Source organism: Anaerovibrio lipolyticus LB2005 (assembly GCF_000621545.1).
Taxonomy (GTDB): domain Bacteria; phylum Bacillota; class Negativicutes; order Selenomonadales; family Selenomonadaceae; genus Anaerovibrio; species Anaerovibrio lipolyticus_A.
This window is the reverse complement of record NZ_JHYA01000002.1, coordinates 253,338-272,944: the sequence shown is the minus strand read 5'-3', so window position 1 is coordinate 272,944 and position 19,607 is coordinate 253,338. Positions and strand designations below refer to the sequence as shown.

Sequence of the window (19,607 nt, the reverse complement as noted above, 5' to 3'; positions counted from 1 at the left end):
CCTCACTTCAAAAGGGCATTTTCCAGTACCTTGTCCACATGATCAACTGGTATAAACTCCAGCTTCTCACGGACATTCTCAGGGATTTCCTCAATATCACGGCGATTATCCTCAGGAAGGATAATGGTCTTTATACCCTCGCGATATGCTGCCAACACCTTTTCCTTCAAGCCGCCAATAGCCAATACGCGACCACGGATAGTAATCTCACCTGTCATGGCCACATCACTGCGCACCTTTCTGCCAGTGAGAGCGGAAACCATAGCTGTAGCCATAGTAATACCAGCAGAAGGACCATCCTTTGGCACTGCACCCTCCGGGAAATGGATATGTATGTCATTCTCCTCATAGAACTTAGGAGACAGCTTCAGCTTCTTCTGACGGCTGCGGATGTATGACAGGGCTGCCTGGGCAGATTCCTTCATTACGTCTCCCAGCTTACCAGTCAAAATAAGGTGACCCTTGCCAGGGAATACATTAACCTCTGTAGGAAGAATATCTCCCCCCACCTGGGTCCAGGCCATACCAATGCACAGGCCAACCTCTGGCTTATGCTTCTCCTTGGTGTGATGATACTTAATCTTACCCAAAATATCCACCAAGTTCTTTGTGTTCACCTTTACGGAGTCAACTTCACCCTCCACCAGCTTCTTGGCCACCTTACGACAAAGCTGGCCAATAACTCTTTCCAGCTCACGGACTCCGGCCTCACGGGTATAATCCGTTATAAGACGCTGAATCACACCAGCACCAATACGCAGATTCTTGGAGGTAAGTCCGTTGGCCACATGCTGTCTAGGCACCAGATAGCGTTTAGCTATCTCCAGCTTCTCCTGCTCGGTGTAGGAGGAAAGAGTAATAATTTCCATACGGTCACGGAGAGGACCAGGGATTTCAGCAAGATTATTGGCAGTGACAATCCACAGAACCTGAGACAAATCAAACGGCAGCTCCACATAGTGGTCGCTGAATGTATTGTTCTGGGCAGGATCAAGAACCTCCAGCAGAGCTGAAGTAGGATCGCCCTTGTAATCAGCCGCCATCTTGTCAACCTCATCCAAAAGGAATACCGGATTTTTGGTGCCGCTCTTTTTCAGGGCAGCCAAAATACGTCCCGGCATAGCCCCCACATAAGTGCGGCGATGACCTCTGATTTCAGCCTCATCACGAACGCCACCCAAAGATGCTCTTACAAATTTTCGGCCAAGAGCCCGGGCAACAGAGCTGGCCAGAGATGTTTTACCAACACCTGGAGGTCCCACAAGACACATAATAGGCGCATTCTGCCCGGAGGTAAGCTGTCGTACAGCCAAATACTCCAGAATACGCTCCTTTACCTTCTCAAGGCCATAGTGATCTTTGTCCAGAACCTCTGCGGCTTTTTTGATGTCCTTGTTATCCTCAGTGGTTTTATTCCACGGCATATCCAGCAGGGTCTCAATGTAAGTTGTAATAACACTGGCCTCCTGGGACATGTTTCCAGCACGCTCCAGACGGGTAATTTCCTTGTTTACAGTCTTTACCACGTCCTCTGGATACTTCTCGGCCCGCATACGCTTGCGGTAGCCTTCAATATCCCCCTGAACGCCGTCCTTGTCCCCCAGCTCATTGTGAATAGCCTTAACCTTCTCGCGAAGATAATATTCCTTTTGAACCTTTTCAATCTGCTTGCGGACGCGACCGCTAACCTTCTTCTCAATATCCAGAATTTCCCGCTCACGCTTCAGCACACCATAAAGACGCTCTAAACGGGTCTTTATATCAATGCACTCCAAGAGCTCCTGACGCTCCTCCAGCTTCAGATTCAAATGACCTGCAATCATATCTGCCAGACGGCCAGCATCAGAAATAATGGAAACAGAAACTATGGCATCAGCAGGAATCTTACGGGAAGTCTTTACCCACTGCTCGAATTCATGAACAACCACACGAACCAAAGCCTCCATTTCAAGGCTCTGCTCAGTTACATCCTCATATTCGTGAACATCTACATCAATGAACTCACCATCATCGTAGCAATTCACTATCTGGGCGCGATACAGGCCTTCCACCAGCACCCTTACAGTACCACCTGGCATCTTCACCAAATGCTTTATTTCAGCCACAGTACCCACAGAGTACAAATCTTCAAAGCCAGGCTTTTCAATATCTGCATCCTTTTGAGCTGTCAGCATTATAACCTTATCATCAAGCATGGCCTGCTCCAGGGCAGCCACAGACTGCTCGCGACCTGCGTCCAGATGAACCATCATATATGGAAATACCATCATACCTCTAAGTGGCAGCAATGGTAATCTTCTCAATTCATTTTTCAAAGAAAACACCTCCTGGTGCACATCTAAAAAAATATAGACGTTGCACAAGCAACGTCTATAGTAACTCACCCTTTAGGCGGAAGCTTCACTATTAGCAGAAAGCCGTGTCTTATCGTAGCTCAGAATAGGATCAACCTTATCCTCAACAACGGCCTTGGTAACCTGACACTTGGTAACGCCCTCAAGAGATGGAATTTCGTACATGACGTTCTTCATTATTCCTTCAAGTATGGAACGAAGACCACGGGCACCCGTTTTACGCTTCAGAGCCTCCTTGGCGATGGAACGCAATGCATCATCATCAAAGGAAAGACTTACATCATCCAAATCAAGAAGTGCCTTAAACTGCTTAACCAATGCGTTCTTTGGCTTTGTAAGAATCTCTATAAGGGCATCCTCATCCAGAGAATCCAAAGTAACCACCACTGGAAGACGGCCGATAAATTCTGGAATAAGTCCACTCTTCATCAAATCATCAGGTACAATGTGCTTCAGAACCTCGCCGATTTCTCCCTTTTCCTTGGAAGTAACCTTGGCGCCAAAGCCCATGTTCTTGTTACCACGACGCTTGTTTATTATTTTTTCGATACCGGCAAACGCGCCACCACAAATAAAGAGAATATTAGTGGTATCAATCTGCAGAAGCTCCTGATGTGGATGCTTGCGACCACCCTGAGGCGGTACAGAAGCAACCGTTCCTTCAAGAATCTTCAAAAGGGCCTGCTGAACGCCCTCACCGGAAACATCACGGGTGATGGAAACGTTCTCGCCCTTACGGGAAATCTTATCAATCTCATCGATATAGATAATCCCCCGCTCAGCCTTGGCAATATCAAAGTCCGCTGCCTGTATCAGCTTTAAGAGGATATTTTCGACATCCTCACCCACATATCCTGCTTCAGTGAGAGTAGTTGCATCAGCAACAGCAAAAGGAACCTGCAAAATCTTCGCCAAAGTCTGGGCCAGCAAGGTTTTACCGCTACCAGTAGGACCAATCATAAGGATATTGGATTTCTGCAACTCCACACCCACATCAAAAATCTCACCGGAGTTAATGCGCTTGTAATGATTATAAACAGCCACTGCCAAGGTTTTCTTGGCCTCTTCCTGACCGATTACATATTCATCCAAAATAGCCTTGATTTCCTTGGGTTTAGGCAGTGATCTGAGTTCCTCGGGAACAGAAGAAGCATTTTCTTCAGAAACAATCTCCTGACAAAGCTCGATACACTCATCACAAATATATACGCCAGGACCTGCCACCAATTTACGAACTAAATCCTCTGTCTTTCCACAGAATGAACAGGTCAGCTTTTCATTATCATCGAAGCTCATAACAGTGCCTCCTTACTCGTCCTTGTCAGATTTCTCCTCAGGACGAACAATAACCTTATCAACCAAACCGTATGCCACTGCCTCCTCAGCGCTCATAAAATTATCGCGCTCAGTATCAGTATTAATCTTATCCAAATCCTGGCCGGTGTGATCCGCCAAAACCTTATTAATCATATCACGAGTACGCTGCATCTCCTGGGCCTGAATCTGAATGTCAGTAGACTGACCACGGGCTCCGCCCAATGGCTGATGAATCATAATACGGGCATTTGGAAGGGCAAAACGCTTTCCCTTGGCACCTGCTGTAAGAAGCAGGGAACCCATGCTTGCAGCCTGACCCACACAGATAGTGGAAACATCTGGCTTAATATACTGCATAGTATCATAAATAGCCATACCAGCAGTAACCACACCGCCTGGACTGTTAATGTAAAGATAAATATCCTTGTCAGGATCCTCAGACTCCAGGAAAAGGAGCTGTGCCACTACAGAGCTGGCAACAGTATCATTTATCTCGCCAGTCAGCATAATAATACGATCCTTCAACAAACGGGAATATATATCGTAGGACCGCTCGCCATTACCGGACTGCTCCACTACGTAAGGTACAAAATAACTCACTGAAAATCACCTCAAATTAATATCATAACAAAACCAAGTTCAATTCTCATATTATACTATATAGTCAAAATGTCAAATATGTCAATCTTAATTTTACTACAATATCAATATAGCAGGATTTTAAAAATATGCCAAATTAAAATTAATCCTCCGCCCAAAGATGAGTCTCTGGGCGGGGGAATTAATTAAGTTATGAAATATTTCTCAAAAAATCTTATTTGGCAATGTTGTCAATTACGAAGTTAGCAGTCTTTCTTCTGAGAACAGTAGCTGCTAAATCGCCAAGACGACCCTGCTCAGCAATAATCTTCTTAACCTGCGGTGCAGTTGCGCCATAAGCAGCTGCCATAGTAGCAACCTCATTATCAAGATCCTCTGCCTCAACCTTGATGCCCTCAGCCTTTGCAATGGCCTCAAGAACCAGATCAACCTTTACGTTGGAAGCAGCAGTCTCCTTGTAATTCTCACGGAGCTTGTTAATATCAGTGCCAGCGTAAGCCATGTACTGCTCCAGCTTCAGGCCCTGCTGCTCAAGACGGAGAGCCATCTCCTGAACCATAGCGTTTACGCGGTTCTCAATCATAACCTCTGGAATATCAACCTTTGCATTATCAGCAGCCATGTTGATAGCCTTTTCACGCTTCTCGGACTCAGCCTTGGTCTCAGCGCTCTTCTCCAGATTGCTCTTCAGATCAGCCTTCAGCTCATCAAGAGTCTGGAAGGTGCTGGCCTTCTTTGCAAACTCATCATTCAGCTCAGGAAGAACCTTCTTCTTGATGCTCTTTACAGTGCACTTAAATACTGCTGGCTTGCCCTTAAGCTCCTCAGAATGGTACTCCTCTGGGAAGGTTACATTAACTTCCTTCTCCTCACCAACCTTGGCACCAATGAGCTGGTCCTCAAAGCCTGGAATGAAAGCGTTGGAACCAATCTGGAGAGGATAATCCTTGCCCTCGCCGCCAGCGAAGGCCTCACCATCTACAAAGCCCTTGAAGTCCAGAGTGATGAAGTTGTCCTTCTCAACAGCTGCACCTTCTTCAGCATCAACCATATCAGCCTGACGGTCCAGCATACGAACCAACTGCTGCTGAACTGCCTCATCATCAACTACGTCCTTCTCTACCTCTACCTTAAGGCCCTTATACTCGCCCAGCTCAACCTCTGGTTTCTTGGTGGCAACAGCCTTGAATACCAGATCCTTGCCAAGCTCTAATGTATCAACATCGATATCAGGGCGGGTAACAATATCAATCTTCTCCTGTGCGAGAGCCTCGTTCAGAGCCTTTGGAGCAACCATCTCAAAAGCATCTGTCATAACATACTCTTTACCTACGTGACGCTCTACAATCTTCTTTGGAGCCTTACCCTTACGGAAACCAGGGATATTAACGCGGTTAGCAATTTTCTTTGCTGCTGCATCGTATGCCTTGTCCAGCTCTGCTGCTGGAACAGTAATGTTCAATTCAACCTGCTGGTTCTCTAAATCTTTTACACTAACTTCCATTGTCTTAAAAGACCTCCTAATGTATTCTTTATTGGGCCGTGCCCATTATTGACCTCATTGTGCCCACATAGCATATATACTACCATAATAAAAGGGATTTTACAAGTTTAAACTATGGTGGACTACTTAGGTGGATAACGCCCTATCTCAGCACTTCCACAGGGGTCAGAATCTGTTCTCCCCGTTCATTGGAAAACACTTCAGCACGGACGCCGAAGACCTCCTTTAGGAAGGTTTCATTCATTACCTTGTCCGGGGCTCCTGCGGTGTAAATGCCCTTATTCTTTACCACCACCAGATAATCTGAATACTTCACCGCCTGATTCAGCTCATGGAGCACCATCACCACCGTAATGCCCCAGTTCTCGTTGAGGCGCTTGACGATTTCCATAACCTCCAGCTGGTGGGCAATATCAAGATAAGTGGTTGGCTCATCCAAAATGAGAATTTCCGGTTTCTGGGCCAGAGCCATAGCTATCCATGCCCGCTGTCGTTCACCACCAGATAGCGACATAACTTGGCGATGTCTTAAATGGGACACATTGGTTTCAGACATAGCCCATTCCACCGCTTCCTCATCCTCAATCTGGTTGCTCTTTTTAAACCAGCTCCGATAAGGAAACCTTCCGTAATCCACCAACTGCTCCACGGTTACATCCGGAGGAGCCTGCATCCCCTGGGGAAGCACTGCCAATTTTCTGGCCAGCTCCTTCCGCTTGATTTTCTTTAAGTCAATGCCGTCTATAATAACCTGTCCACCGTAATTGCTGTTAATGCCAGCCACTGCTTTTAATAGTGTTGATTTCCCTGCTCCATTAGGACCGATTACTGAAGTTATTTTTCCATTTGGTATGGTGGCATTGATTCCTTCCAAAATAACCTTGTCATTTATGGTAACAGACAGATTTTTTGCTTCAATTGACATTACAGCTCCCTCCTTAGCAAGAACAAGAAGAATGGAGCTCCAAATGCCGCCATTAAAATACCCACTGGCAGCTCCACAGGAGCAAAGGCCACCCGAGCCACCGTATCACAAATCGTCACCACACCAATACCCAAAAGGGCTGAAGCAGGCAACAAGAAACGATAATCAGAACCCACTATAAGGCGGGCAGCATGTGGCACAATAAGTCCCACAAAGCCCAAAAGTCCCACCACAGACACCGCACTGGCAGCCAACAAAGCCGCAATAGCTGTAAGGACAATACGGGTAAGCTCAACTCTTACTCCAAGACCCTTAGCTACTTCATCTCCCAGCTGCAAAATATTGATGTGACGGGATGCCAGCAGGGCAAGAATACCGCCCCCCAGAGAATAGGGCCAAATCATAGTCACATGAGGCCAGCTTCTGGCCGAAAGTCCTCCCACCATCCACATAAGAGCATTATGAATCTTATCACTGTTAAAAATCATCATGCCTGAAATGCCTGCACCCAAAAAGGCAGACACGGCCACACCAGCCAAAATAATGCGTACAGGCCGTATACCATTTTTCCAGGCTAAAATATAAATACACACTGCAGCTAGCATAGCCCCCACAAAGGCCACGGGAGTAACAAACATCTCATAACCGGGGAAAATCAGCATCACCATAATACCCGCAATACCAGCACCAGAGGAAATACCTATAATATGTGGATCCGCCAACGGATTTTTCATCACTGCCTGAAGTATGGCACCAGACAACGCAAGATTCATGCCCACCAGAGCACCCACCACAGTCCTTGGCAGACGGATGCTGTTTAATATTTTTTCATGGGTACCCGTGGCATTTCCCATAAGGGAATCCAGCACCTCCTGGGCCGGAATGGACACAGAACCCAACATTATGCTAAGTAAAAAGCCTACGGCGGCCAAAATGGCGAATATCGCCAAAATAGATATTCGCCACTTAACACTGCTTTTATTATCGCTCAATTTTTATGCTCCTTTAAAACAAATCAGGATATACCTTCTTGGCCATTTCCCTATAGCAGTCAGGGTATTTCAGCCCAGGACTCAGCAAAAACAAATCCTGCGGAAGGAAATATACCTTGTTGTTCTGTACCGCATTAATAGCATTCCAAGCCGGATTCTTCTTCATTTCCCCCAGGAGATTATCCTCCTGGGATTTGGCATTACCCATGGTAACCACAAAGAGAATCTCTGGATTCTGCTCAACCATGGTCTCCATGCTGTATGGGGTAGCATCTGGATTCTTTTCCATTGGGGTAAGTCCCTCTGCCACATTTTTCCAGCCAAAATCCTTTACCACAGAACCGGCAATGCTGCCGCTAAGCTGAATATTAAGATTCTGAGAGGAACTAAAGAGCACTGCTACCCGCTTTTCCTCCTTAGGGAGCTTGTCCTTAATTGCGGTAATTTCCTTGTCCATTTTGGAAATAGCATTTGCCGCCTTCTCCTTTTCCCCAGTTACCTGTCCGAAGATTTCCAGCTCGCGCTTTACATCCTCATAGGTCTTGGATTTAAGCACAATAGACGGAATACCATTATCCTCCAATACTTTTATGAGCTTTTCATTTACCCCTTGATGAATAACCACCAAATCGGGATTTAAGGACAAAACCTTTTCCACATCAATCTGAATTGACTTGCCAACTACTTCAATATCCTTGGCAAAATCCGGAGCAACCTGTGATGTTGGACGCCCTACGATATTTCCGCCCACCAGATGTAATGGCTCCAAAAATGACGCTGACAGTACCACGATACGCTTTGGAGTACCAGGAAGCACCACCTTCCTGCCCGAATCATCATTAATAACGATTTCATTACCATTACTGCTCTGCTGGGTGGCATTATTACTGCCACAACCGGCCATGCTCAACAGCATCAGAGATAATACTATAAGCATGGCAGATTTCAAAAATTTCATAGAACATCCCTCCAGTTAATCAGCCTTCCAGCTGGTCCTTTTTAACTGGCTGGAAGTTCTTAATAAATTCATCAGAAGCTATATATTGCTTCATGAAATTCAAAAATCTCTCATCCCTATCGTTAAGCTCTTTATCCTTTCCCCAATACAGGCAAATATGAACCGTAAGAGGCGGAGTTAGCTGACGACGGACGAATTTAGTTTCCTCCCTGGTGACAAAATCCGGAAGTACAGATATACCAAGTCTGTTGGCCACCAACTGCTTTATGGTTTTCAGCTGGGTAGTACAAAGCAAAATATTCGGTACAAATCCACGCTCAACACAACGCTCATATACATGCTGATACTGATATGTATTGGACTGCTGCATAATGAACTGTTCATTGCGAAGGTCATCAAATTCAATATGATTTTTATTTGCCAGCTCCAATTCCGGGCTGACACACAAGCTTAAATTATCTGTCTGAATCAGCATTTCATGGTCGCTGTCACTCAATTTATCTGTAAAGATAATTCCAAAATCCAGCTCCCCCTTGTCTGCCTTCTGCAAAACCTCGGTGGAATCACTGTACTCCTTCACATCCAGGCTCATATCTGGATACATATCCTTGAAGCTGGTGAAAAGATCCGGAAACAGATAGGCTTCCACCATAGGAGGAATACCGAAATGAACCGTACCCAACTTTTCCTGCTGGAAACGGGCCATATCATTTTTAGTGTCCTCCACATCCTTCATAATCTTTTCTGCATGAAGCAAAAATGCCTTTCCCTCTTTAGTCAGGGTAACATGCTTTTGGCGGCGGTCAATAAGTGTCAGCTTCAGCTCACTTTCCAGTGCCTTAATGGCCTTTGTTACCGATGGCTGGGAAACATGCAAATACTCAGCAGTTCTCGTGAAGTTTTCCAGTTTGCTGATGGCACAAAAATACTCCAACTGTCTAAAATCCATTATTATGCCCCCAAACATTTCATTTCAAATCATAAAAATCGGTGCTTTTCGCACTCTATATATTAATTACAAAACAATAAAGCAAAAGGTTGTATTATGGAAGCAATTATGGACATTGCCGGTTGCTTTGGAAATTATAGGACAAAATTCGCCATAGGAGTACATTCCCGAGAATCTGATATTACGAGGTACAACCGCAGAGTATCCCTTGGTCTCATCCACCATATCATCATTTGTAAAGGTCATAAGCCGTGAAACACAGGAAGTAATAATGGCAGATGTATACTCGTATTTATGTTCGTTACCCACATCCACAATGGCGGATTGAATTGCCTTTGCTACAGATTGGACCACATCCTTTCGGCTGAACATGGCCAGCTGAATATGGGCTCCCTTAGGCACATTGCCCAGAAAAACTCCAGCGCCGTTTTCCAGATCAATACCGTCGAGATTGCGAATAACCTGAATTTCATCGCCCTCAGGAGATGTAAAGGTCACAAGAAACGGCGAACCAACAAATTGCATCACCAAGTCCTTGGCATCCAAGTTAAATCCAGCTGTCCGCAGGGCCTCCACCATAGTTTTGTTTCCCAGCTTATAAACCACATTTCCCCTGGCTTCCGTCACAGTCTCATCAAAATCGGCCACAGTTTCCACGGAAAACTCGCCCTTGAGCACTGGCTTGGTATCGCCCCCAATAAGGACCATAACCATCCCGGAGTGGCTTTGCTGGGAGTTAAGCATTACACTGCATTCACTGAACACAAAATTGTCAGAGCAGAAGCCTCCAAAAACAGGTATTCCACCGCTGGCATCATCAAGGACATTAACAAACTCATCACCGGGTATCTTCGGATTTTTTACTGCGTAGGTAATAATTACCTTTGGTCTCCATCCTCCCAAATCATTTTTTAGCTTATTAAAAGTCCTTTTTATCTCCGCCTTATAGTTGTCCTCTGTCAATTCTGCCGTCATACCGGCGGCAAAGCTGCAATCATCAGCAGTGAAAACGTGGAAGGAAATACCCTCCTTTGCATATCCCTGCTGCTCTGAAAACAGTGACATGGCACTACAACCCATAATAGGAAAGTTGAATTCTTCCCTCAGCTTTTCTCCTAATTCCTCAAAATCTGTTTCTGCGTGGGCAAACACCACTCCCAAGGAGTTTCTGCCAAGCTTAAAATCCTTCAGCTTCTCCTTAAGCTCCGCCACACCCAAATCCAGGTCATCCATATTTTTTGTAAAAACGGCTAATGACCGCATTCTATTCACCTCTAAAATTACGTTTTACTCCATTGATTAATCAGCTCCTCCAAAGCATCATAATCAAAATCATTTCCTGCATCCTTCATCTTGTTCAAAAGCTCACGCTGCTCGTCGCTTACCTTGAACTTGGACAGCTTGGTTCTCAGCTCCTCGAAAAAATCCAGATCGAAGTCTCCAATGGCCGATTCCATACTATCTATAATACGGTCCATCTCCTGCTGAGAAATCTCTACTAAATTTTCTTCTTCCTTTTTATCATAAATATCATCAGCAAAATAATCACCCAGATAGGCTATAACTGATGCATACTTTGCCATGAGCTTATCAAAGTTTCGGCGTATAAAGTCATAGTTACCGTCCTTGCCGGCCATTTCATGCTCCCTGGCCATCTGGGACAGCTCCTTTTGATTGATTATGGCCGCCACTGTCTTAAGTGCGTGAACCTCGATGATATAGTTAGCATAATCCTCATTTTCAATGAGGCTGCCCAACAGCTTCATCTTCTTTCGGCCATCAGTATACACCTGCTTTAATATATCCTGATCAATAGTATCCGTCTGGGAAGTAAATGGCTTTTCCAGCTTATTTATCTTCTCCTCCGGCAAGAACTGCTTTAAGCACTCGTCAAGCTCCTTGGCCTCAATAGGCTTGGCCAAAAAGCCCTGGAAGCCGTATTCACAATACTGCTCCTTCATACCGCTGATGGCATTAGCCGTAAGAGCTATGACTACCGTATACTGACACCCCGGAATCTCACGTATCTTATACATACATTCCACGCCATCCATAACCGGCATCATGTGGTCCATAAACACGATATCAAATTTCTCATTGGTCAACAGGTTCAAGGCCTCAGCACCGCTCTCCACACAAGTTGTTTTAACCTTGTATGGTGCCAGCATCCCCTCAGCCACCTTCAGATTTACTCTGTTGTCATCCACAATCAGAGCAGTAGCCTCCTCGGCCGTAAAGTTATATTTAAAGAGCTTGCGCTGGAACAGACTATCATCCTTGTTCAGCTTGCCCATTGGTTTCCAGTCATCCACCTTATTGACCACAGTCCATGTAAATATACTGCCCTTGCCGTAAATACTGTCTACAGTAATATCTCCTCCCATGGAGCGGCAAAGGCGCTTACTGATGGCCAGGCCCAAACCAGTGCCCTCCACTGAGCGGTTTCTCTTTGTATCCACCTGTTCAAAGCTGGAAAACAGCTTTACCAGATCCGTTGGCTTAATACCACAGCCAGTATCCTCCACACAGGAGAAAATCTTAACGGCATTTCCCTCCGGCATTTTTTCAAACCACATCTTCATCTTGATGTATCCGTTATGGGTAAACTTAACTGCATTATTCAGGAGATTTACCATAACCTGTTTGATACGGATTTCATCACCTATCAGGCTATAAGGGATATTTTCGTCAATATCCATAATCAGCTCCACATCTTTATCCTTAAGACGAATACTAATCATGGTCATAACATCATTAATGATGGAAGACATCTGATATGGGGTATTGATAATATCCATTTTGCCCGCTTCTATCTTGGAAAAATCCAAAATATCGTTGATAATGGCCAACAGTGAAGCTGATGCACTCTTTATCAGCAATGCATTTTCTCTGGCAAAGGAATCCGTAGTGTCACGTATAATAAACTCCGACATACCATTTATGGCATTCATTGGAGTCCGGATTTCATGGGACATATTGGCAAGGAAGCTGGATTTGGCCCTGTCAGCGCTTTCTGCCCTCTCCTTGGCCCTGATAATATCGGTAATATCCACCATAATCAGCATAACACCTGCTATTTCCTTATCCTGATTAATAGCCGGTCTTACATAAATATCAAAATTCTCCTCCATACCATGAACCTCCATGCGGTCCATGTACTGGATATTTTTTCCCTCGTCCCTGGTTTCCTTGCACATTTCCTCAATGTGGCGACGCCCGATATTGTCCATAAGGCCCTCGAACAGGTCATAAATATACACGCCATCATTAACCTGCTCAAAAGTATAGCTGGAACGCTGAAAAAACGGCTCCGTGGCCATAACTGTATTCAAGTCCATATCCAACATTATAGATATATTCGGTGAATTCTGAAGCAGCATGGCATTATAAAAAACCTGCTGGCCCTTGGAGTGTTCGCTGTATTCACGGAACTTATTGGCCTGCTCCGCCAGTGCCGCAAGGATGTTATTTTCTCTTTGAAGACGCTTTATCTCACGATTGGCACGTTTCAGCTCAATCTGCAGCGATTTCAAGGTCGCCTCATTATCCTGCATCACGTTACCTCCTATGCCAAATACTGACCTACCAGTTTAAGCAAAGCATCCTGCTTAAACGGCTTCAGCAAAAAGCCCTGTGCTCCCACTGTCTTTATTCTCTCCTGCAGCCCCTCATCCTCTTCAGCTGTCAAAAACAACACTGGAACGTCTGCCACACCCGGCATTTTTCTGATTTCCTCAAGCACCTGATAACCATCCATTTCTGGCATGAGAATATCCAACAAAATCAGATCTGGAACATTTTTCGACAAAAACTGAAGCGCCTTGCTGCCACTTGGAACCAGCACAGGCTTATATTCCTCGTTTGACTTGAGCATTTTGTCCACAAATTTTAGATTAACCACATTATCATCTACAACTAATATTTTCTTCATGAAAAGATCTCCCTTCTATTCATGTAGCGTAAATCCAAAGTCATCATCAATTATTTGCAGCATAATACTGCCTATTATAGGGTCAAATTGAGATCCAAGTCCCTTTTCCAGCTCACTTCTGACCTTTTCCTGTGTAAGCATCCCCCTGTATGAACGGTGTGAGGTCATGGCATCATAGGAATCAGCCACATTGATGATTCTGGCTATTTCTGGAATCCCCTTGCCGTACAATCCCTCCGGATACCCACTGCCATCATAATGTTCATGGTGATACATGGCACCATCATAAATATCCTTCACTGAGGTTATCGTCTTTAATATATCGCCGCCAATAACAGGATGAGTCTTTACCATCTCAAATTCCTCATCCGTCAAAGGACCTGTTTTATTGATAATCCCATCCGGAATACCTATCTTGCCGATATCATGAAGGAGGGCCGCATATTTTAAACGCAGCAGCTGCATCTCCGTATAGCCAAGCTGTTTTCCAATCATTACGCTATATTTTGAAACCCTGTCAGAATGGCCCTTGGTGTATTTATCCTTGGCATCAATAGTATTGGCCAGAGCCTGAATAATCTCCTCAAACATAATGGTCATTTGCTGGGTTTTGTCCAGAATGGCCTGTGTTCTGATCTGGATTTCCTCCTGGAGCTTTGACTGCAAATAATACAAATCCAAAATTCTGTTTATTCTCGCCATCAGCAGTGCCGGATTAAGAGGCTTGGTTATAAAATCTACTGCTCCTTCCTTAAAGCCCTGCAGCTCCGTGGACAAATCGTTATCATGGGTCATAAACACCACGGGAATATGAACATACCTTTCATCTGCCTTCAGCTTTCCGATAATATCGTGCCCATTTTCACGGGGCATGTGCACATCCAAAAGCACCAAATCAGGCAGAATCCCTTCCTCCAGCTGCTGAAAAAATTCCTGACCGGAGGCTGCCTCCTCAATATTATATGTATTTGAAAGAACCTCAACCACCACCTGACGATTAAGGCGGCTGTCATCCACCACAAAAATCGTAAACTGCTTTATCTGGGAGCTGGCCTCCAAATTTATGCGCTTTGGCAACACCGCAGTGATGTTTCTCAGTAAATCCTCATACATAGCCACCAGATGATGATGGTTCATGTTGATATATTCAACATCCTCCTGCTTGGCCGCATCCTCCATGCGCTTCGCTTTTGCCCGCAGCTCTTCAGCACCAATATAAGCAGAGGAGCTTTTCAGTGCATGAACCTTTACCCTATATCCACTCCAGTCATTCCCCAAGTAACAGGTCTGCATATCCTCCAGAACATTATCCTCCACAAAGGTGCTGACAATATCCAGATAAAAGTCCTCATCGTCCATACATTGCTGGAGGCCCTCCTGGGTATTCAAAAAAGTTAATTGCTTTATTATTTCACCAGTATCACCGGTATTTTCCCCATCAAATTGTCTTACATCATGTTCCATATTATCACCATCATGTAATGAATTTTCGTATAAATCCCCTACTTTATATATTACCTTATTTAAGCTATTTGTCAAAATGTTTTATACCATTGAAAAGGGCAGAATAGTAGTCTTTTTAGTAAGAATTACTGTATAATAGAAAACAAGATATACATTTAGGGGATGTGGCGATTATGAGTACAGATTTTGCACATAGATTAAAGGAATTGCGGCTGGCAAAGGACTTGACCCAAAAGGAATTTTCCGAGTTATCCAAAATAAGCCAAAACGCTATTTCCATGTATGAAAGCGGACAACGGGAACCTACCCTTGAGGTTTTGGATATTTTTGCCAAGTTTTTCAAGGTGGATATGGATTATATGTCCGGAAAATCCCAAAAGCAAAAACCAATGGCCATTGATATCATCTCCCCGGCCCCTGAGGACCCGAACCCTGATAATAAATCTGACAAAAAGCTTCTTGATGCCTACCACAAAGCCCCAGAGCATATCCAAAGAATCGTTTCCGTATGTCTGGAACCATATATAGAAGAAAAATAAAACAGCACAAACAAAAATCACTGGCTTAGAGCTGATCATCAGCCCTACACCAGTGATTATTACTTTCAATAATTATGTTAAATATTGATCTTATTTTTATCAGTGAGATTCAACAAGAGCATGTACTCTCTTGCGGCGGCCATAGGTCTTCAGCACAAGAGCAATAAGGAAGTTAATCACAAAGCAGCCGGCAAAGAAATACAGCGTATAATCATAGCCGCTGGTGTTTTCCCTAAACACCGCGATAATAGATGGGCCTGCAATACCTGCCAGCCCCCAGGCGGTGAGAATTCTGCCGTGGATGGCGCTAAGCTCTCTTGTACCAAACAAATCGGAAAGATAGGCTGGCATACAGGAGAAGCCACCACCATAGCAGCTAATAATAAGCAGAATAAGAAGCTGGAATACCATGGCATCCACAGTGTTGGCCAAATGATAGAAGGCGGCAATTTCAATAAGGAAAAACATAATATATGTCATACCCCTGCCAATGTAATCAGAAACTGTGGACCAGATTATTCGTCCCGCACCATTTAAAAGGCCGATAATACCTACCATAGAAGCAGCTGCTGCCGCATCCATGCCCACTACCTCCTGGGCCATTGGGGAAGCCACGGAAAGAAGGCCAATACCGCAGGTGATATTTACGAAGAAAATCCACCAAAGAGCGGAGAACTGCCATGTCTTTACCGCCTCGTTGGCTGTAGCCCCCTGATGGGTGTGCTCTGCCGCCTCAGCAACACTGCTCGTTACTGGTGCCTTTAAATAAAGGGAAGACATACTCATAATCACAATATATACTGCACCCAATATCAGAAAGTTGTTTCTTAAGCCAAATTCTCCTGTGAGATACTGCATAACAGGACCAGCCACAAGAGCTGCAAAGCCAAAGCCCATAATGGCAAGGCCAGTGGCAAAGCCCCGATGGTTAGGGAAATACTTTACCAATGTGGATACTGGTGTAATATAGCCAATCCCCAGGCCTATACCACCGATAATACCATAAAACAGATACAGCATGGCAAGACTGCCTGCTTCAACAGCAAAGGCTGTACCCAGCATCCCCGTACCAAAAAACAGAGTAGCCAAAAGACCGCTTTTCTTTGGTCCCAGCTTTTCCACAAAGCTGCCCAAAAAGCCGGCTGACAGGCCAAGAAAGAGAATGGCCAGTGAAAAGGTCCAGGTGGTTTCCTTCAGGGTAATTCCCATCTCGGCCATAATAGGCTTGGTTAATACACTCCAAGCGTAGACACTGCCGATGGATATGTGAATCCCAATGGCAGCCAGGGCAATAAGCCAACGATTTCGCATGTACATCAATCCTTTCTGCATCACAAAAAGGATTTGCCGAAAACAAAAAACCGTCCGGACAAATCCTTGCCCAGACGGTCGGCTTATCATGGTTTTTCGGTACATGTGGTGAACTCCACTGATCCGTCAGCACCGAAAAACCTATTCATTTCAACGCAATCATTTTATATTTTTTTCCAATACATGTCAATAAAAAAAACTGGAGAACTATCTGTACATCAGTACAATATTTCTCCAGTTTTAATTATTCATTTTCTGCTGATACAGTTGCTGCCACAACCGCAGCCACAATCTGAGCCGCAACAATCATGCTTTCCGGAACGGAAATTGTTCCACACATGACGTCCGGCAAAACCGAGTAATACCAAAAGTATTAAACCAATTACGTAAGTTGCCATATTAGGAGCCTCCTTTATTCAAAGCCCAACAACTTTCCTCCCTGGTATACTATCAGAGAAACTACCCATGCCAAAGCAAACATATAACCAGCGGCGAAGAACATCATCTTCCAGCTGTTGGTTTCCTTCTTAATGGTACCCAATGCAGTTACACATGGAGTATAAATCTGGGAGAATACCATAAAGGCCAAAGCAGACAGGCTGGTGAAGGCCGCTGCCATACCAGTAGCACTAAGGGCCTCAGCAGTCTCTACAGCATCCTCAGCCTCGGCAGAAATATCTGGGAGACCATAAAGAACACCGATAGTGGAAACAACGGATTCCTTGGCCAAAATACCGGAAATAACGGCTGCGCCAGCTTCCCAGTTGCCAAAGCCATGGAAGGTAAAGAGGGCACCAACAACTGCACCGATGGAAGCCAGGAAGGACTCACTCTGCTCCTCTACCATACCATCCATATTAAATGCACCCAAGAACCAAATGAGTACGCAACCAACAAAAATAATAGTACCAGCTTTTACCAGATAACCTTTACCCTTATCCCAGGTTTCCAGAAGAACGGTCTTCATATCTGGCATTCTGTATGGAGGTAACTCCAACAGGAAGGTAGCTGTTTCATCCTTATATTTGGCCGCAGTTAACAGCTTAGTAGAAACAATTGCCATAACTACGCCCACGATATACATAGCAAATACCACATTAGCGGCATTATCTGGGAAGAACATGGCAGCGAAAAGAGCCATGATAGGCAGCTTCGCTCCACAGGTCAGGAAAGGCGCTGCCAAAATGGACAGAATACGGTCCTTTTCATTATCCAATGCACGGGCGCCCATGATGGAAGGAACACCACAGCCAAAGCCCATCATCAAAGGCATAACGCTCTTACCGCTGAGACCAGCCCGACGCATAATAGGATCCATGATGAACGCAACACGGGCCATATAACCAGTACCATCCAGGAAACTCAAGCAGAAGAACAGCATGAAAATAAGAGGAACGAAAATAATAACGGAACCAACTCCGCCAATAATACCATCAAGAATAAGTGCCTGCATCCAATCGGCAACCTCGGCCCCTTCCAGAGCACCAGCTACCCATTCGGTAAAGTCGCCGGTAATAACCTCCTCCAAAGCATCAGCAATCGGCTGACCAATCCACTCGAAGGTAATCTGGAAAACAGCATAGAGAATAGCCAAGAATAATGGCAATGCCAAAACGCCATTGGCCAGAACGGAATCCAGCTTCTCAGTAAGGGTGGAACCCACACTGGAGAACTCAGCCACATCAGCCAGTATCTCATCAATAAACGCATAACGCTGCTTGATGATTGCCTCCTGAAGGTCCATACCAGTAAGACCGCTGTTCTCGATTTCCTGAATCTTGGCAATATGGGCCTGAAGATCTTCACTAGGACCATAGCTTTCCATGGAAACGGAGGTAAATACATTAAGGAGATTCTTTATGCTCTTGCCATCCCGTGCCACGGTAAGTAACACCGGATAACCCAGCTTCTTTTCCAGCTTCTTGACATCAATCTTAATGCCACGACGCTTTGCCTCGTCCTGCATATTCAAGTCCAGCATAAGTGGAATACCCTTTTCCAATAGCTGTACAGTCAAGAACAGGTTTCTTTCCAAGTTGGAGGAGTCAATAACATCCACTACCAAATCCAACTGAGCTTCCTGCAAATAATCAATTACGATTTTTTCCTCAGGACTTCTTGCATTTACACTGTATGTACCAGGCAAATCAATTACTTGAATGTGCTTGCCCTCGAAGGTCACATGACCTTCCTTCTTGTCTACTGTAACACCAGGCCAGTTACCAATTTTCTGTCTAGCCCCGGTTATTTCATTAAAAATAGTAGATTTACCAGTATTAGGATTACCAGTAAGTGCTACCCTTATGATGTTATTATCCATTGCCATTGTTGCCATTATCATCCCACCTGCGTAACTTCAATCTTGTCTGCATCTTCACGGCGCATTGCCAAGTTATAAGAACGAATACCGATTGCCATTGGGTCACCCAACGGTGCCGAGCGAAGTACCTTCACAGTAGTACCTGGAATAAGTCCCATAGTCATGAGCCGCTCTTTTAATAATGAATCACCAATGTTCTCCACTCTCACGGACATGCCAGTTTTGCACTCTTTAAGAGTCATTTTCATACCTCCCTACAACTCTATTCATCGTTTTAGGGCTTTACAACTTCCACGTTATAAAATTATTAAAACGATAATTACTTTCATTAGCATAGACAATGATACCCTTTCTCATTTTGTTTGTCAAGTGAAAAGAGCTATCATTTTCAAGGAAATTGCTGTTTTTGTCACATCTTTTTAAACAAAACAAAAAATAGCAGT

Annotated in this window: 17 protein-coding genes and 1 riboswitch; of the genes, 1 reads left to right on the top strand and 16 read right to left on the bottom strand. The window is 44.7% G+C overall.

From position 1 onward, the window contains the following. Positions 1–2: 2 nt before the first annotated feature. From lon to T355_RS0102975, 12 genes are all read right to left on the bottom strand, one after another. The gene (lon, locus tag T355_RS0103030) at positions 3–2,315 is read right to left on the bottom strand and encodes an endopeptidase La (protein ID WP_027396466.1); all 2,313 of its coding nucleotides are present in this window, start codon (positions 2,313–2,315) and stop codon (positions 3–5) included. A 72-nt stretch (positions 2,316–2,387) separates the two neighbouring features. Next, entirely contained in the window at positions 2,388–3,650 is a 1,263-nt protein-coding gene (clpX, locus tag T355_RS0103025; protein WP_027396465.1) for an ATP-dependent Clp protease ATP-binding subunit ClpX, read from the bottom strand. A 12-nt stretch (positions 3,651–3,662) separates the two neighbouring features. Then, positions 3,663–4,271 (bottom strand): ATP-dependent Clp endopeptidase proteolytic subunit ClpP, encoded by a 609-nt coding sequence (gene clpP, locus T355_RS0103020; RefSeq protein ID WP_027396464.1) that lies wholly within the window; start codon positions 4,269–4,271, stop codon positions 3,663–3,665. A 214-nt stretch (positions 4,272–4,485) separates the two neighbouring features. After that, positions 4,486–5,775 (bottom strand): trigger factor, encoded by a 1,290-nt coding sequence (gene tig / locus T355_RS0103015; protein ID WP_027396463.1) that lies wholly within the window; start codon positions 5,773–5,775, stop codon positions 4,486–4,488. Positions 5,776–5,917: 142 nt separating this feature from the next. After that, positions 5,918–6,700, bottom strand: coding sequence for an ABC transporter ATP-binding protein (locus tag T355_RS0103010; protein WP_027396462.1), 783 nt, complete (start codon positions 6,698–6,700; stop codon positions 5,918–5,920). Further along, positions 6,700–7,692 (bottom strand): FecCD family ABC transporter permease, encoded by a 993-nt coding sequence (locus T355_RS0103005; RefSeq protein ID WP_027396461.1) that lies wholly within the window; start codon positions 7,690–7,692, stop codon positions 6,700–6,702. Before T355_RS0103005 ends, T355_RS0103010 begins: the two co-directional genes overlap by 1 nt. 13 nt (positions 7,693–7,705) lie before the next feature. Next, entirely contained in the window at positions 7,706–8,650 is a 945-nt protein-coding gene (locus T355_RS0103000) for an ABC transporter substrate-binding protein (RefSeq protein WP_027396460.1), read from the bottom strand. A 19-nt stretch (positions 8,651–8,669) separates the two neighbouring features. Beyond that, the gene (locus tag T355_RS0102995; RefSeq protein ID WP_027396459.1) at positions 8,670–9,599 is read right to left on the bottom strand and encodes a LysR family transcriptional regulator; all 930 of its coding nucleotides are present in this window, start codon (positions 9,597–9,599) and stop codon (positions 8,670–8,672) included. Between the two features lie 66 nt (positions 9,600–9,665). Further along, positions 9,666–10,862, bottom strand: coding sequence for an FIST signal transduction protein (locus T355_RS0102990; protein WP_027396458.1), 1,197 nt, complete (start codon positions 10,860–10,862; stop codon positions 9,666–9,668). Positions 10,863–10,879: 17 nt separating this feature from the next. Then, positions 10,880–13,153 (bottom strand): ATP-binding protein, encoded by a 2,274-nt coding sequence (locus T355_RS13330; protein WP_051555333.1) that lies wholly within the window; start codon positions 13,151–13,153, stop codon positions 10,880–10,882. Positions 13,154–13,164: 11 nt separating this feature from the next. Then, complete coding sequence (locus tag T355_RS13325; protein WP_051555332.1) at positions 13,165–13,530, bottom strand: response regulator; 366 nt, start codon at positions 13,528–13,530, stop codon at positions 13,165–13,167. A 15-nt stretch (positions 13,531–13,545) separates the two neighbouring features. Continuing rightward, positions 13,546–14,994, bottom strand: coding sequence for an HD domain-containing phosphohydrolase (locus tag T355_RS0102975; RefSeq protein ID WP_051555331.1), 1,449 nt, complete (start codon positions 14,992–14,994; stop codon positions 13,546–13,548). A gap of 173 nt (positions 14,995–15,167) precedes the next feature. On the opposite strand from T355_RS0102975, the gene T355_RS14615 reads away from it, so the two are divergent. Continuing rightward, positions 15,168–15,533, top strand: a complete 366-nt coding sequence (locus tag T355_RS14615; RefSeq protein WP_051555330.1) for a helix-turn-helix domain-containing protein — start codon at positions 15,168–15,170, stop codon at positions 15,531–15,533. A 99-nt stretch (positions 15,534–15,632) separates the two neighbouring features. On the opposite strand, the gene T355_RS0102965 is transcribed toward T355_RS14615, so the two are convergent. From T355_RS0102965 to T355_RS0102950, 4 genes are all read right to left on the bottom strand, one after another. Continuing rightward, on the bottom strand, positions 15,633–16,850 hold the full coding sequence (locus T355_RS0102965) for an OFA family MFS transporter (protein WP_331279574.1): 1,218 nt from the start codon (positions 16,848–16,850) through the stop codon (positions 15,633–15,635). A gap of 55 nt (positions 16,851–16,905) precedes the next feature. Then, positions 16,906–16,988, bottom strand: a riboswitch (ZMP/ZTP riboswitch). Positions 16,989–17,092: 104 nt separating this feature from the next. Next, positions 17,093–17,242 carry a FeoB-associated Cys-rich membrane protein gene (locus T355_RS14920; protein ID WP_071997152.1) on the bottom strand — a complete coding sequence of 50 codons (150 nt, stop codon included), beginning with the start codon at positions 17,240–17,242 and terminating at the stop codon, positions 17,093–17,095. 14 nt (positions 17,243–17,256) lie between these two features. Then, positions 17,257–19,179 (bottom strand): ferrous iron transport protein B, encoded by a 1,923-nt coding sequence (gene feoB / locus T355_RS0102955; protein ID WP_027396455.1) that lies wholly within the window; start codon positions 19,177–19,179, stop codon positions 17,257–17,259. 2 nt (positions 19,180–19,181) lie between these two features. After that, positions 19,182–19,406, bottom strand: coding sequence for a FeoA family protein (locus T355_RS0102950; protein ID WP_027396454.1), 225 nt, complete (start codon positions 19,404–19,406; stop codon positions 19,182–19,184). Positions 19,407–19,607 lie beyond the last annotated feature (201 nt).